The following is a 15316-nucleotide window of genomic DNA, read 5'->3' as shown; positions in this document are numbered from 1 at the left end:
TGTGTTTTAACGCCAATATTCTCGAATTTTTGCTGGATTAAGGCAAAAGATGAGGTTAACCCAGCGCTAGAAATGACAAGAGCCAACCTATTAGTTAGCTCTTTATTAAATGTTGGATCGCTTTTAACGCAAACTCTCATCCAACAAGAGCGACAACTCGCGCTACTGGTTACTATGATAGTTGCTGCTTGAGATGAACTTATCAGCAAATGTTTATCTGTTTATAAGTAGTAGCGTAGCAACTAGCCTAGGCTTTTTAAGTAAGCTGGCACATCGGCAATACTGCCCAGTACCACTGTGGCATCACTGTCATCAGCAATAACCTTACCACTGCGCACTAATATACGTGTGGTCACGCCAGCCGCTTTCGCTGCTTGCATATCTTCAGCTTTGTCGCCAACCATGACTGAGAGTGCTAAGTCGATTTTCAAGAATTGCGCTGCATCATTGAGCATACCCGGCTTAGGTTTGCGGCAATCACAGTCGACCTTATATTCCCCTATGCCATTTTCAGCATGGTGCGGGCAATAGTAGATACCATCGAGTTCAACGCCTTTGTCCGCAAAGTTCCAATCCATCCACTCAGTTAAGCTGTGGAATTGATCTTCTGTATACATACCACGGGCAATACCAGATTGATTAGTGACGACAACTAACTTGTAGCCCATTTCCTTCAAAGAGAGGCAAGATTCAAACACACCTTCGATATATTCGAAGTCATCCACTAAGTGGACATAACCATGATCTTTGTTAATCACGCCATCACGGTCTAAAAATACTGCTCGACTCACTGTAATACTCCAAAATCGCCTAAGGCGTTATCGCGCTATTATTCCATTCATTATCAAAAATTGCACCGCGAAGTTGTGCTTTTAGCGCTAAATTGAGCGTTAGTGATGCTTATGACGCGATGCGGATAACACCTTGCCCCAAGAGTCTCAATGCAAGATAGCCCTTATCGTGCGAAATCAACGCTCTCAGGTAAAATGTTTAACTGTTAAGCCTAATTTAATCGTCGAGTCGAAGTACTTCATTGCAGCAGATAAACAGCGCACTTAGGAAAATGATGGCTGTCGCATTAAAGATTGTTTCCGAGAAAGGCGCATAATTGAGAGAGCTAAAACCATCAAAACCCTCGCCGTTTGGGCATTGTTAATCCCTAAGATGCACCACTCAATCAAGCATTCCCCTTTATTTGTGGTGTTTTTAACGGTAATCTTGGGCAGATAACGAGAAAATACCCGAAATAGACGGAAATAATGAGTCGAACTACGCCTATAGTCCACAAAACCCGCACCCAGTTAGTTGTTGAAGTGCTCAGAGAGAGAATTCTTTCAGGTGACATAGCCGCAGGAGAACCACTCAGACAAAGTGCGTTGGCTGAAGCGTTAAATGTCAGCCGCATTCCGGTGAGAGAAGCCTTATTGCAACTCGAAGCCGAAGGACTCGTTAAGTTTGAGCCCCATAAAGGTGCAACGGCGACCGTGTTATCCGTCGAGCAAGTCACCGAACTTTTTGAATTACGTGCCATGATCGAAACCGATCTGCTCGCTAAGGCGATCCCACTGCTTCAAGAAGCTGATTTAGAAAAAGCAGAACGTGTACTCGAACAATTGGAGTCGGCCTTCAAACATGAAGATGCCGTTGCTAGTTGGAGCGAGTTGAATACGCAATTTCACACTTGCTTATATCAGGCGGCTAATCGCCCACACACCCTTGAGGTTGTTCACGGCCTCAATACTAATTGTGATAGATACATTCGTTTGCAGTTATTGCTCGCGGGGGGGATTCCTGCTGCAGAGCATGAGCACAGAGCTTTGCTCAACCACTGCAAACTGAGAGAAACAGAAAAAGCGACGGCGCTACTGCGTCATCATATTCTGCATGCCGCAATGACAATTCGAGATCTTGTCGCCAAACAGGTGGTCTAGATCACGGACGGCCATTAGAGTTGCCGATAAGCTTTGTTGTCGATTCAAGGCAGCGCTCAGGTTCTGCCTTTTTTATTTGAGAGAAACCACCATGCAGTACGCCACTATCACAGGTTGGGGCAAATGTGTTCCACCAGCCACGCTGACCAACGATGATCTTGCGACCTTTATCGAGACATCCGACGAATGGATTAAATCTCGCACCGGCATCAGCCAGCGCCATATCAGTCATGTTAACACCTCTGAACTCGCTTCAGTTGCAGCACAACGCGCGCTCGCAGCTGCCGGTATCGATGGCAGTGAAATCGACATGATTATTCTGGCTAGCGCCAGCCCAGACACTTTGATCCCGAATATCGCATCAACTGTACAAGCTAATATTGGCGCCAGTTGTGCCGCGTTCGACATCAATGCTGCCTGCAGTGGCTTCTTATATGGCTTAGGTTTAGCCAGCTCACAAATCAAGAGTGGCCAGAGCAAGAAAGTATTGGTGATTGGTGCCGAGCGTCTCTCTTTCTATTTAGATTGGTCACGCCGCGAAACTGCCGTGTTATTCGGTGATGGCGCAGGTGCCGTTGTCGTTGAAGCAACAGATGTTGCCGGTGGCGTGCTCGGTTATGAGCTGAATAACGATCCTGAAGGTCGTGACATTCTTAAAGCTGGCTTTGGTACGGCGATGGACAGATTCTCTGCCGAGTCATTGGATTTCTTTATTGAATTCGATGGCCAAGAAATCTTCAAACGCGCGATTAACGGCATGAACAAGTTAAGCACTAAAGTGCTTGAAAAATGTGGCGTTGATAAAGATGAAGTGGATCTTGTGATCCCGCATCAAGCCAACGAGCGCATTATCGATACCTTAGTCAGCCGGATGAAAATTCCGAAAGAAAAAGCCTTCGTTAACATTGCCAATTATGGCAATACCTCGGCAGCAACCATTCCAATTGCGATTTGTGATGCGTTAGAGCAAGGCGTGATTAAGCCGAATCAAACCATACTCTCTTGTGCCTTTGGTGCCGGCTTAACCTCTGCCGCACTCTTGCTGCAATGGGGCGATCGCGTGACGCCTATCACTATCAGTGATGCCGAGTTACCGCCTTGCGATAAAACGGGCATAGAGTTAGTTAAACGCGCTGTGGATTATTTTTGTAAGCCGTAAACGGTTTCTGCAAAACGATAATATCTTGTTTTACTAAAACAAAAAGCCATCTTAATCGATGGCTTTTTTAGTTTATGACGACAAAACTTATTCATTCAGCTTGGTCATGATCATCTCATCCCAATAAATACCTTGATTAAAATGCTCGGCGAGTTTTTGATTTAACTCATTAAAACCTTTAACCACCTCTTCGCCCTTTTGACTAATACAAGACCAGACAAATCTATGGCAGTTATTGTCAAATAAATCGTACTCACGATATTGATAAATCGCCTGCTCGGCGCGGGTCAACACAGCATCGGCGATGAGCGGTTGATGCAGATGATTACAGGCAAGATAGATTTGGCTGCCCGTTCGCCCCGCCAAGAAACGCTTTACCGACACTGCCCGCACCAACCCTGAACCGTGTAACTCCACTAAGCAATCGTCACCCAGCCAGATACCCGTATGTTCAATTACGCCAAAAACATAACAACAGACGATACTGCCTGGGATTGGCGCAACTTGTTTTAATCCCTTTTGCCATTGACTCGGCGCCGCCACCATAGCGCGATTGGCAACGGGATACTTAGGAGCCTTACCGAGTACTCTGTCGCGCTCAAGTTGCTGACGCTTCTCGCGCTCATCGGCCAACACAACCGCGCCAATGACGGCACTGCCCATCCAAAGCAAAGGTAACGGCATCATGTTCTCCTACACACTCAGTTTATTAGAGTGAAGTACAAGTTGGTTGGATTGCCAAGTTGGCGGCATTGAATTTAAGCTTTAAAGTTAAGCTTAGGATTAGGTTTCAAGTCTAGCCTGTCAGTAATTAACCTAAGATGAAATCAGAGTGAAATCAGAGTGAGATTAAAGTTAAATCAGCGTAAAACAGCATCACCCCAACTCGATTAACTCATCCACAAAGAGTGAGTTAAAACTGAAACAGCTAAGTCGATTGCCGCAATAAATCTGCCACAGTTAGTTGCCCCGCCCCGCCCATGGCCGCCATTTGCGCCAATAATAATTCTCCGCAAGCTAAGGCATCGGTCAACGCACTGTGGGCAGTATAAATGGGCAAACCGTAACGTTCGCGGCAAGCGCCAAGGCGCAAACTGCCCTCTTTAATCACTGAGTGTTCCCGTAGCAAACGATGCCTTTCAAGCAAGAGTGTATCAATGGCGGGTAGGACAAGGGCTTGATGATAAATCGCCAATAAATCATGCTGCAGAAAGCGACAATCTAGCGGAGCATGATGCGCGACCAGCACTCGACCATAGGTTTGATTGATAAACCAGTCCATAGCTGCCTCAATCGTCACCGCCTGCACCAGATGATTATCGAGGATCCCGTGGATCGTCGCGCTTTGGCCAACACTACCGCGAATTTGCACTAACTTTTGTTCGGCGCGCGCCAAAGGGATCTCGCCGCGCTCAATCGGCACTAAGCCAATACTGAGAATTTGATCTTGCTGCGGATTGAGACCTGTCATCTCTAAATCCATCGCCACCAAAGGTGCTTCGGATAACGGCATCGCCAGCAGAGGTAATAGCGATTGATAATAGCCCTTAAATAACTGATGTTGGCAACGTAGCGCCCGCCAATTAAGTTTCGTTTTCAGCAGCAGTGTATTCATATCAAAAACTTCGCATGAACTTCATCTTCATCCCCGCCTGCGCCTCATGTACCACTTTAAAGGCATCACGTAGCTGATGGCGAACCAGCGAAGATAAATGCGCGGGTAGCAGATAATTACTCACCTCTAGCCCGAGATTATGCTGATAACCTTGGTTCGATAACCGCATATGGGCGATAAACTCGTGGGCATCGGCAAGATTAAGCGCATCTTTACGATTGAGAATGTTTGCGTCCATCAAGGCACGGATACGTTTCGCAGTATTCACTTCTTTGATCCCTGCCGACAGGGCATAAACACGGGCAATATCATTGATTAAAGCATTGCCCTTATGCTTCAAATCTATGCCTTTGACTTCGCTGCCATCACGTTCGAGGACAAATTTGCGGAAAAAGCCCAGCGGTGGCGACTCCACCAGCGAATTACCTGTCATGCCCGCGAGGAAAATATCGTTATCACGGGTTTGAGCCAAGACTTTATCCTGCAGCGCATCAAATAAGGTTTGTGGGCCGTACACCGAGCGCATGTCGAAGAAGATACTGGCGTGCAGTAACGCCTTAGGCTCGGGCGTTATTACCCATTTTTCAAATACTTGTTGCCACTGTTTAAGCGACATTCGCCACTGTGGGTTTTGCGCCATAATGTTGCCGGGGCAAAACTCATAACCGCATTGGTCAAGCCCAGCGCACACCGCATGGGTTAAGGCATCGAAATAACCTTTGGCAAAATCATCCATCTCTTCTGCGACTAACAGGCCATTATCTTGATCTGAACACGCCGCTTGATCTTGGCGCCCCTGTGAGCCAAACGCCAACCAGCAAAAAGCCATGGGCGGCTCGCCGAGCAATTGTTGATTGAGCACGATTAATCGCCGTGTCAGCGCATCGGTGACTGACGTTAATACTCGGCCAATTTCTTCGGCTCTGGCATCGGCACTGATCAAATTTTGCAGTAACAGCGGAATTTGCTTACTGACGCTAATTAAACTGGCAAGATCCTGCTGGCGTTCAATCTCGCCAATCAACAGCAGCGGTTGCGAGCCCTGCCCGCGCAAGATGTCAGTACTGGTCACCATGCCGATAGCTTTATCTTGGTCGATAATGGGTAAGTGATGAATGTTATGCTCACTCATCAGCAACATGGCTTCAAAAATCAACGCATTGGATGAAATTGAGATCGGCGAAACTGTCATGGCTTGATGCACTGCGATATGGCCGTCGAGCCCCGCCGCTAATACCCGGTTACGCAAATCCTTATCGGTTAAAATCCCAACTAGCTTGTGATTATCCGTTACCAACAGGGATGACACTCGGCTGTTTCGCATTAAGAGTGCCGCCTGCGTCACGCTCGCGTGGGCATCAATAACAATAGGCGCGGATGACATTAACGTGCTGATCCGGCTAGTGGTTGTCAGATCTTTCGCCTTAAAGCGAGCCTCATGACGTAAACGTTTAGCAAATGCGCGGGTAAAAAACTTATCGAAGTTGCGGCTCTCGCTTCTGAGATGATCGAACAAGCTTTGGGGCAAATGATAAACCAAACCGTCTTCGAGAATAGCGACCTTGTTGACGACTTTCTCCCCCGATAACAAGGTCGAAAAACCAAAAAACTCCCCCTCGCCGACTCTATCGACCAGCACGCCTTCAGGATCGCGCACCTCAAAGGCGCCGCTACGCACCATATACAACTTGGGCGAATTAGCATCGAAATTGACATAACCAGAGGCTTTACTGTAATACCCGACAGTGACAGCCTTAGCACAGCGCACCACAACATCTTCAGGCAGAGTATCAAAAGGCACTAGCCCTTGTAGAAATTGCACTACGGGTTGTAACTCACTGGCATTCATAGGCAACACCTTCTGTTAGGCGAAACTTTTACTTATATGTCATCACTATAGCCTGCATTGTCGCTGCGCTACATTCGACTAAAGTCAGCCTTAGGATGCTCCCGTTAACTCCTCAATAGACTCATTCAACTACTGGACAAAATACTTTCCAAATGCGCAATAAAAAAGAGCGCCGAAGCGCTCTCTTATGTTGATGCAATGATTAAGCGATGAGCTTAGTGACCGCTCGCTTCACCCGAACCTTTAGGGAAACGAATCGATTCGACCATCTCCTGAACATGTAATGGCGTTGCCGTAGTCACACGACTCACTAACGCCGCCACACCGAAGTTCACTAACATACCCACCATACCGATACCTTCTGGTGAAATACCGAGGAACCAGTTAGCGGCAACGTTACCCGTTGGGTCAACAAACTTGAAGTAGATGATATAGCTGGCTGTAAACAGTAGACCCGTTAACATACCGGCAATCGCGCCTTCTTTGTTCATTGTCTTAGAGAAGATACCCATGATGATCGCAGGGAACAGTGATGATGCTGCTAACCCGAAGGCGAACGCCACCACCGCGGCCACAAAACCTGGTGGATTTACCCCAAAGTAACCCGCAATCACAATGCCCACACCCGCCGCTAAACGAGCAAACATCAGCTCTTTTTTATCGGAGATATTTGGCATCAAGTTTTTCTTGAGTAAATCGTGTGAGACCGAGGTTGAAATCACCAACAACAAACCCGCAGAAGTTGACAAGGCCGCCGCTAAACCACCCGCTGCAACCAAGGCGATAACCCAAGCTGGCAAGTTAGCAATTTCTGGCGTAGCTAATACTATGATGTCGTTATCGATCTTCATTTCGTTTTTACTAGCAGGATCTTCCATCTTACCAGCTGCGTAATAAAGTTTGCCGTCGCCGTTTTTGTCGTTCCACTTGATTAAGCCGGTTTTTTCCCAGTTTTTAATCCACTGCGGCGCAGACTCATAAGCCACACCTTGCGAATCAGCACCGTTAATGGTTTCAATCATGTTGACGCGAGAGAACGCTGACAACGCAGGTACTGTGGTATACATGATACCGATGAACACTAACGCCCAACCCGCAGAGATACGCGCATCTTTCACTTTAGGTACAGTAAAGAAACGCACGATAACGTGGGGTAAACCCGCAGTACCCATCATTAATGCGCCAGTAATACAGAACACATCAATCATGCTCTTAGAACCGTCGGTGTAAGGGGCAAAGCCAAGTTCAGTTGACACATTGTTGAGTTTTTCAAGCAAGTAAACACCACTATTATTACCGGCGGCATCGAGCAATTCAGCACCGAAACCCACTTGTGGAATAATGTGGCCTGTCATCATCACAGATAAAAATATGGCTGGCACCATGAAAGCGAAAATCAATACACAGTACTGAGCAACCTGAGTGTAAGTAATCCCTTTCATACCACCGAGTACGGCGTAGAAGAACACGACTGCCATACCGATATACACGCCCGTGTCGACTTCCACTTCTAAGAAGCGCGAGAACACCACGCCCACACCGCGCATTTGCCCTGCAATGTAAGTAAAACAGATAAAGATGGCACAGATAACCGCCACTGTGCGTGCGGCCTGTGAGTAATAACGCTCACCAACGAAATCTGGCACAGTGAACTTACCAAACTTACGTAAATACGGCGCCATACACAGGGCCAACAATACGTAACCGCCCGTCCAGCCCATTAAGTACACGCTACCGTCGTAACCGACGAAAGACACAATACCTGCTAGTGAAATAAACGACGCCGCCGACATCCAGTCCGCCGCCGTCGCCATACCGTTAACAACTGGGTGAACACCGCCACCTGCAACATAGAATTCTTTGGTTGAACCCGCTCGGGTCCAGATTGCAATCCCAATGTAGAGCGCAAACGAGAGCCCTACGATAATATACGTTAGTGTTTGAACATCCATCTCAACGCTCCTTAGTCTTCTTGTACGTTATATTTTTTATCTAAGGCGTTGGCTTTTGCCGCATAGACAAAAATAAGCGCAACGAATACATACATAGATCCCTGCTGTGCAAACCAGAAACCTAATTTGAATCCCATGAAATGGACTTCATTGAGTACATCAACCAATAAAATGCCGCATCCAAAAGAGACTGCCGCCCAAATGGTTAATAAGCTCAGAACGAGACGAATATTCTCGCGCCAATAACCTTTTGCCTTGTCATTGTTTTCAAAACCCATAGTGACTCCCCTGTGCTGTTTTAATTTTAAGTCTTGTTTAATCTAGCAACAGCTGGTGTGAGCACAATCACGACTTTCGTCTAACTCGTGATTCAAAACACTGTCCATTAATAGTGAATAGAAATAAATTCAACGAGTTAACAATGATTTTACATTTAGATACAGTTTCAACTTTTTCAACAGGTTAGACCAATGTCGAACAAGAATGAGTGGGATGTAGGTAGATAAGGCGGAAAAACAAGCAAGAAAAAGGAATAACGTGTTGTCTGAGCAGGAAAATTTAGAAGTTGAATCAGCCTTAAAGATGACTTTAGACTGACTGCACGTCACTTGATTTAGGATTTTCAGTGCTGAGGATTGATGAGATATCAGCATTCGTTCTTCAATCAATAGGCAATTTAAATCACTCATCCAAGTCGCGCTAGGCTGGTAGCAAAGCCGTTTCATTTCAGCATTTCACTTAATAGTTATCGCGTAGTTTGATTCACAATTGCTGTTTCAATTTCAGGCATAAAATAACCCAGCCTAGACTGGGTTATTAACGCTAGATTAGCGAATAGCGGGATAAGTTTCCCACTGCGGCTCGCAAGGCGCTTATTCGTTAGCCGCGATGAACCTAGTCTCCATTTATTAAACGCGGTTACTTCGCGGCTAAAAACTTAACTAATGCCGCCAACTCTTCTGGCGTGTGCGCGGTCGACGTCAGCATATAACGGCCATTAACCAGTAATGAGGGTACGCCCTTGATCCCAGCAAGCTCAGCTTGAGAGTCATAATTCATTAGGGTGAATTTGGCATCGACGGAATTCATTGCGGCATTAACATCATCCACCTTAGCGCCTTGGGCAACAAAGAAGGCTTTAACCTGTTCAGGCGCAGTAAATTGCTCACCTTTCTCATGGATTTGCTTGAAAATAGCGCCATGGGTTTGCTTGGTCATCTTTAATTTTTGCGCCACATAGTAGGCAAGCTGGCTCAGTTCCCAAGCAGGACGGCCAGCGCCCACAGGGGTACGCTCAAAAGCCACATCTTTGCCGAGCAGTTGCACTGTCAGGTCCATAAGCGGTTCTTGCTTATAGCAATGTGGGCAGTTATAGGAGAAAAACTCTCGTAGCACTGGCTTTTGTGCTTCGGTAATCCCCGCCACAGTGACGTAATCTTTGCCTTCTTCGAAACTTGCGGCCTGCAGTGCAAAGCTGGCACTCAACATTAATCCGCACGCCAATGCGGCTATAGGTCGAACTCGATTAAACACGCTCATTATATTGTCTCTTTTTATTCGTCATTGGTTTAAATAAGGATGACACATTCGCTCAAGCAAAACTTGGAACCCAAAGATAACCTAAAAGTTCGGCTTTTACCTTTAACAATAATTAACCTTTCTCAACATGCCGCTAGCATATCCAGCGGAGAAGCATACTGATATCGAAAGCCTAAATCTGTGACAATTGCGTCACCTTGGATGACTTTACTCGGCATGGATTGTTGATTAAATTCGGGCGCGACTAAACCAAGGGACTCGGCGGCGGCTTGATAAAACTCAGCTTTAGTGGGGTGTGTCGGCGCGCAAAGGTTGTAAATCGGTGCCACTGATAATCCTGAACCCGTTGCCGCGAGAATCCGACTTACCGCGCTGACACAATCACTTAAGTGGACTAAATTCACTGCCACATTGGCGCCACTGACATCGGTTTTTCCGGCAAGAAAACGTCCAGGATGACGTTTGGGGCCTACGAGTCCAGCAAAGCGGACAATACAGGCATGGGGCAAGACTTGGAATAAAGCTTCTGCATCTAATAGCACTTGGCTGTCGCTAGATTCTGCCAAGGCATCGGCTTCGGTCATCACTTTATCTTTGGCCGGATACACGCCCGTAGTGCTGATAAACACAATCTGCTGATATTGCCAGCCTTGGGTTAATGCGATGAGTTGTTGCAGTTCTTCAAGATACGCGGCGTTACCACGCTTTAATCGGGGAGGAATATTGACCACTAAATAATCGGTTTGAAATAAACCGCTTAACGCCTGAGCATCGGGGGCAGAGGGTGCTTCGCTACCCAATTGCAGCGGATAGGCTTCAATCCCGACCTCAGTTAATGCCGATAATTCGTCGGCGCTGCGCTTACAGCCTGTGACTCTATAGCCCTCATGGACGAGCTGCTTTGCTAAAGCAAAACCAAACCATCCACAACCGACTAAGGCAACACTGGATTTTACTGCGCCATTTTCTGCTTTTACATTCGCCATATTAGCCCTAAGGGAATCATATCAGCGGATAGAATACGGAACTTAGCGCATAAGATTCAAGTTTGTAGCGAACTAAAATAAAAACTAACCCCTTTATCGACTTGCAAGGTACGAATAGCGCCCTCGGACAATTCTTCCGCTTTGATGGCTTTTTGCACTGTCACGCCTTCATCACTTAAGAAACGCAGCGATGCTTCACTCCCGTCCTCTTTACAAGCCCACACTTGGGGCTGACTCACTTCTTTGGTGGTCATGATCACTTTCGCAATACTGTCATCGGAGAGCTTTACTATAGTTCCAGGAGGATAAATGCCGAGAATTTTAACCAACACAGAAATCAGTGATTCTGAATGTTTACTCGCACGGTTTTTAAACAAATAACCTAATGCCACTTGAGGAGATGTCACTTGCTGACCACTGAGTTGCTGATCGTAATCATTTGCTAAACTCACGATCTGCGTAATGATTGGGATCTTATGCCCCGTCAATCCATCAGGAAACCCTGAACCATCAACAAATTCATGGTGATGCAAAATGACATTCAACACCTCTTTAGGGAATAATCCCGACCGATTCAGCATGTCAAAACCAAAATTAGGATGCATTTGCAAATAGCTGGCTTCGTGTGTCGTCAGCGCGCCACGCTTTCGGCGGATGACATCGGGCACTTTAAGCTTACCAATATCATGCAGCAAACTGCCAAGAGCGATATCACGCAACTCTCTTGGGGTTAAATCCAGTGCATGACCTATCATCATTGCCAACACAGCCACAGAGACGCCATGTTGGGTCACACTCACATCTTTCTCATCCATCCCAACCAAGGTAAGGAACGGTGTTTCAACTTCCTGCAAATGGCTTAGCAAGTCTTCGACCAGTGCCGCCGATAATCGATAGGCGCCTTCAGGATCGCTGACTATTTTGCCAAACACATTACGGGAGTTATTCACATTCATTAGAAAACGCTTCTGACTCAAACGCATCGCCTTACGGGTATCGGCCTTGAGATCCCGTTCGGGTTCGACTGCTATCTCGTCTTCAATGTCATCGTCCTCTTCAACAATATCCAGTTCGGCATTCGATTCCGATAACAAAAACACATAGGGAACGCCTAAGCCACGGATCATTTCGATTTGAGCGGCACTGCTGATATCAACGCGGTTAAATAAAAAGGGGTGATTCGTCCATGACAAGGGCAACTTGACTCTCATGCCAAGTTGAATTTCTGATAGTGATAATTTTTTTTGAGATACTTTTGCCACGCAGTATGACTCCTTTCAAATGTGATGCAGGACATAAACAGATGACCTCATCTGCGTATCCAACAGGGCACATTCAAGCTAAGTACATATAACTATAGATGATTCAAAGCGTTCGATGCAGAGTACAAATGAAAAATCCTTATCAAACTGAGGCATAAGACACATTAATTTGTGCCCTGCGCCTCAGAGTTAAATAAAGAGACTAAATAACAATAGGATAGGATCTTAAGGCTGAAGCTCTTTTTGTTCTATTTTTGGCTCTTCTTTTGGCCAGTCACGGAGATAATAACTGAGTCGCTTCGATTTAATGAGATAAATGCCCGACCAGAACAAGACTAACGCATCTAAAGCGAGGCTCCAATGGAACAAGAACTGACCATGGTTCAGCCGCTGCCCCAGCAAGACACCATCAATCATCAGCAGCAACCACAGACCCCATTTTAAATGCACAAAAATAGGTCTTAACCATTGAGGCGAACGGCGACGTTCTGCAATCACCACAAGATAAATCAAAACCGCGCCAAGTCCCGCCCCGAGTGCTAGCAAAAAATCTGACTTTTCAGGGTAGAAAATCCGCACTAACTCAGAACGGTCACCCATCTGGGTCAGCGAGGCGATAAAAATGCACCAACCGCGCGCAAGATAGGCCAAGAGTGCATATAAAAAGATCGGCGGTTTAATATGGCCTTTATCATCGAGCCAAGTGATGTGACTGAAATTCAAATAGGTTTCCAATTAGCAAAATCTAAAACAGCATATCAAGGAGATGGTGCCAATCGCGACTAATTCAATAGCCAAAGCAGACTATCTTTCCATGTCGTCATTTTTGCTGCGGCAAATAAAAATAGCGCCTTGGGCAAGGCGCTATTTAATGCTCACGATTCAGTGGTTTTTAAACTGTAAATGCAAAACGCCAGACCAAAGCCAACAGCCTATTTCAACCCACAGCAATCAAGCGTTCGCGGCGAGGAATGCCAATAACTCATCCTCATCCATCACTTTAACGCCAAGCTCCTGCGCTTTCGCAAGTTTTGAACCTGCCGCCTCACCTGCCACTAAGCAATCGGTATTTTTCGACACACTGCCAGCAACTTTTGCCCCCAGCGCCTGCAGCTGCGCTTTAGCATCGTTACGATTGAGTTGATTTAAGGTCCCGGTCAATACCCAAGTTTGACCTTTAAGCGGCTGCGCCTCTGCACTTGGCGCTTCAATGGCCGGCCAATGCACACCAGCGGCGATTAAGGCATCGATAACCTCAAGGTTATGCGGCTGAGCAAAAAAGTGGGCCACATGCTGGGCCACCACGGCGCCAACATCTTCCACTTCAGTTAACTGCTCCACAGTTGCTACCCGCAGCGCATCTAAACTGGCAAAGTGCGCCGCAAGGTTTGCCGCTGTCGCCTCGCCCACTTCGCGAATGCCCAAGGCATATAAGAAACGCGCAAGTGTTGTGGTTTTGGCCGCTTCAATCGCCGCCGCTAAATTGGTTGCCGACTTCATCCCCATGCGGTCGAGCATAGTCATCATAGAGGCGGTGAGCTTAAACAGATCCGCAGGACTTTGGACGAGTTCTTTATCAATCAATTGCTCGACGACTTTGTCGCCCATGCCATCGATATCCAAAGCCTTGCGGGATGCGAAATGCTTAATCGCTTCTTTACGCTGCGCTTCACAAAATAAACCACCGCTACAGCGCGCCACTGCCTCACCTTCAAGACGCTCGACTAAACTGCCACACACAGGGCAATTATGCGGAAACACAATGTCAGTCGCCGTTTCAGGACGTCTTTCGGGCACTATGGCAACAATTTGTGGGATCACATCGCCAGCGCGGCGGATGATCACAGTGTCACCGACTTTAATGCCTAAGCGGGCAATTTCATCGGCATTGTGCAGCGTCGCATTCGATACCGTCACGCCGCCAACAAACACTGGCTTTAAGCGCGCGACTGGCGTTACTGCCCCTGTGCGGCCCACTTGGAAATCAACCCCTTCGAGCAGGGTCATTTCTTCCTGTGCGGGGAATTTATAGGCAATCGCCCAGCGGGGAGATTTAGCCACAAAACCTAAACGTTGCTGCTGGGCAATGTCGTTAACTTTCATCACTACGCCATCGATTTCAAAGGCTAAATCGCCGCGACGAGTAAGAATGTCTTTATAGTAGTCATAAACTTGGCTTAATTCAGCGCAGATTTTGATTTCGCTACTAACGGGTAAGCCCCACGATTTAAGCTGCTGTAACTGCTCGAAATGGGTTTTAGCTAACGGATGAGAATCCGGCTCAACGACCCCTAGCGCATAGGCATAAAAAGCCAATGAGCGGGCGGCGGTAATTTTACTGTCAAGTTGACGCAAGCTACCGGCTGCAGCGTTACGGGGATTAACAAAGAGTTTTTCATCCTTGGCGCGCGCCCTGTCGTTCAGCGCTTCAAAGGCGGCTTTCGGCATAAAGGCTTCGCCGCGCACTTCAACAAGTTCAGGGAAATCTTTACCGCGCAGTTTAAGCGGTATCGATTTAATGGTTTTAACGTTTTCAGTGATGTCTTCACCCACTGAACCATCGCCGCGGGTCGCAGCGCGCTCAAGCACGCCATGGCGATACAAGATACTCACGGCAAGGCCATCAAGTTTAGGCTCGCAGCAAAAACTCACCTCACCGACTTTATCGGTGACACGTTTGTGGAAAGCACTGAAATCAGCCTCATCGAAGGCGTTATCCAGACTTAACATAGGCTTAAGATGAGTGATCTGATCAAACTTGGCGAGCGCCAATCCGCCCACCCTTTGAGTCGGTGAATCAGCCACAATCAAATGGGGATATAACGCCTCAAGCTTGAGTAAACGCTGCATCAGCCTGTCGTACTCAGAATCGGTAATGCTCGGCGCATCGTCCACATAGTAACGAATGTTGTGCTCGTTCAGTGATTGGCTGAGCGCCTGCATCACCTGCGATGCGTTTTCTGAGGTAACGTCTTCAGACAGAAGTGTATCGAGTTGAATGTCTTGCATATTCTTTATCCAGA

Annotated in this window: 13 protein-coding genes; 2 read left to right on the top strand and 11 right to left on the bottom strand. The window is 47.0% G+C overall.

Annotated elements, in window-relative coordinates:
• Nucleotides 1-242: 242 nt before the first annotated feature.
• Nucleotides 243-791, bottom strand: coding sequence for a D-glycero-beta-D-manno-heptose 1,7-bisphosphate 7-phosphatase (gene gmhB, locus DYH48_RS06745; RefSeq protein WP_115333712.1), 549 nt, complete (start codon nucleotides 789-791; stop codon nucleotides 243-245).
• Nucleotides 792-1259: 468 nt separating this feature from the next.
• Between gmhB and DYH48_RS06740 the strand changes: the two genes are divergently transcribed.
• Both DYH48_RS06740 and DYH48_RS06735 read left to right on the top strand, forming a co-directional pair.
• On the top strand, nucleotides 1260-1931 hold the full coding sequence (locus DYH48_RS06740; RefSeq protein ID WP_006082136.1) for a GntR family transcriptional regulator: 672 nt from the start codon (nucleotides 1260-1262) through the stop codon (nucleotides 1929-1931).
• A gap of 91 nt (nucleotides 1932-2022) precedes the next feature.
• Nucleotides 2023-3090: a ketoacyl-ACP synthase III gene (locus DYH48_RS06735; RefSeq protein WP_063884811.1), complete on the top strand. Its 1068-nt coding sequence runs from the start codon at nucleotides 2023-2025 to the stop codon at nucleotides 3088-3090.
• Nucleotides 3091-3177: 87 nt separating this feature from the next.
• On the opposite strand, the gene DYH48_RS06730 is transcribed toward DYH48_RS06735, so the two are convergent.
• The 10 genes from DYH48_RS06730 to ligA all read right to left on the bottom strand — a co-directional run bounded on the left by DYH48_RS06730 (nucleotide 3178) and on the right by ligA (nucleotide 15302).
• The gene (locus DYH48_RS06730) at nucleotides 3178-3774 is read right to left on the bottom strand and encodes a lecithin retinol acyltransferase family protein (RefSeq protein WP_115333711.1); all 597 of its coding nucleotides are present in this window, start codon (nucleotides 3772-3774) and stop codon (nucleotides 3178-3180) included.
• 244 nt (nucleotides 3775-4018) lie between these two features.
• Nucleotides 4019-4705, bottom strand: coding sequence for an exonuclease domain-containing protein (locus tag DYH48_RS06725; RefSeq protein ID WP_115333714.1), 687 nt, complete (start codon nucleotides 4703-4705; stop codon nucleotides 4019-4021).
• 1 nt (nucleotide 4706) lies between these two features.
• Nucleotides 4707-6554, bottom strand: coding sequence for a DUF294 nucleotidyltransferase-like domain-containing protein (locus tag DYH48_RS06720; RefSeq protein WP_006082140.1), 1848 nt, complete (start codon nucleotides 6552-6554; stop codon nucleotides 4707-4709).
• A 215-nt stretch (nucleotides 6555-6769) separates the two neighbouring features.
• Nucleotides 6770-8506, bottom strand: a complete 1737-nt coding sequence (locus DYH48_RS06715) for a sodium:solute symporter family protein (protein ID WP_006082141.1) — start codon at nucleotides 8504-8506, stop codon at nucleotides 6770-6772.
• An 11-nt stretch (nucleotides 8507-8517) separates the two neighbouring features.
• Nucleotides 8518-8784 carry a DUF4212 domain-containing protein gene (locus tag DYH48_RS06710; RefSeq protein ID WP_115334356.1) on the bottom strand — a complete coding sequence of 89 codons (267 nt, stop codon included), beginning with the start codon at nucleotides 8782-8784 and terminating at the stop codon, nucleotides 8518-8520.
• A 640-nt stretch (nucleotides 8785-9424) separates the two neighbouring features.
• A complete protein-coding gene (locus DYH48_RS06705; protein ID WP_006082143.1) occupies nucleotides 9425-10045 on the bottom strand; it encodes a thiol:disulfide interchange protein DsbA/DsbL in 621 nt (206 codons plus the stop codon).
• A 122-nt stretch (nucleotides 10046-10167) separates the two neighbouring features.
• A complete protein-coding gene (locus DYH48_RS06700; protein WP_006082144.1) occupies nucleotides 10168-11031 on the bottom strand; it encodes an NAD(P)-binding domain-containing protein in 864 nt (287 codons plus the stop codon).
• A gap of 56 nt (nucleotides 11032-11087) precedes the next feature.
• Nucleotides 11088-12293: an HD-GYP domain-containing protein gene (locus DYH48_RS06695; protein WP_115334355.1), complete on the bottom strand. Its 1206-nt coding sequence runs from the start codon at nucleotides 12291-12293 to the stop codon at nucleotides 11088-11090.
• A 225-nt stretch (nucleotides 12294-12518) separates the two neighbouring features.
• Entirely contained in the window at nucleotides 12519-13016 is a 498-nt protein-coding gene (locus tag DYH48_RS06690) for a DUF2919 domain-containing protein (protein ID WP_063884806.1), read from the bottom strand.
• Between the two features lie 228 nt (nucleotides 13017-13244).
• Nucleotides 13245-15302, bottom strand: a complete 2058-nt coding sequence (gene ligA / locus DYH48_RS06685) for an NAD-dependent DNA ligase LigA (RefSeq protein WP_115334354.1) — start codon at nucleotides 15300-15302, stop codon at nucleotides 13245-13247.
• Between the last annotated feature and the right edge of the window lie 14 nt (nucleotides 15303-15316).

Source organism: Shewanella baltica (assembly GCF_900456975.1).
Classification (GTDB): Bacteria; Pseudomonadota; Gammaproteobacteria; order Enterobacterales; family Shewanellaceae; genus Shewanella; species Shewanella baltica.
This window is presented reverse-complemented; position numbering and strand designations above follow the sequence as displayed.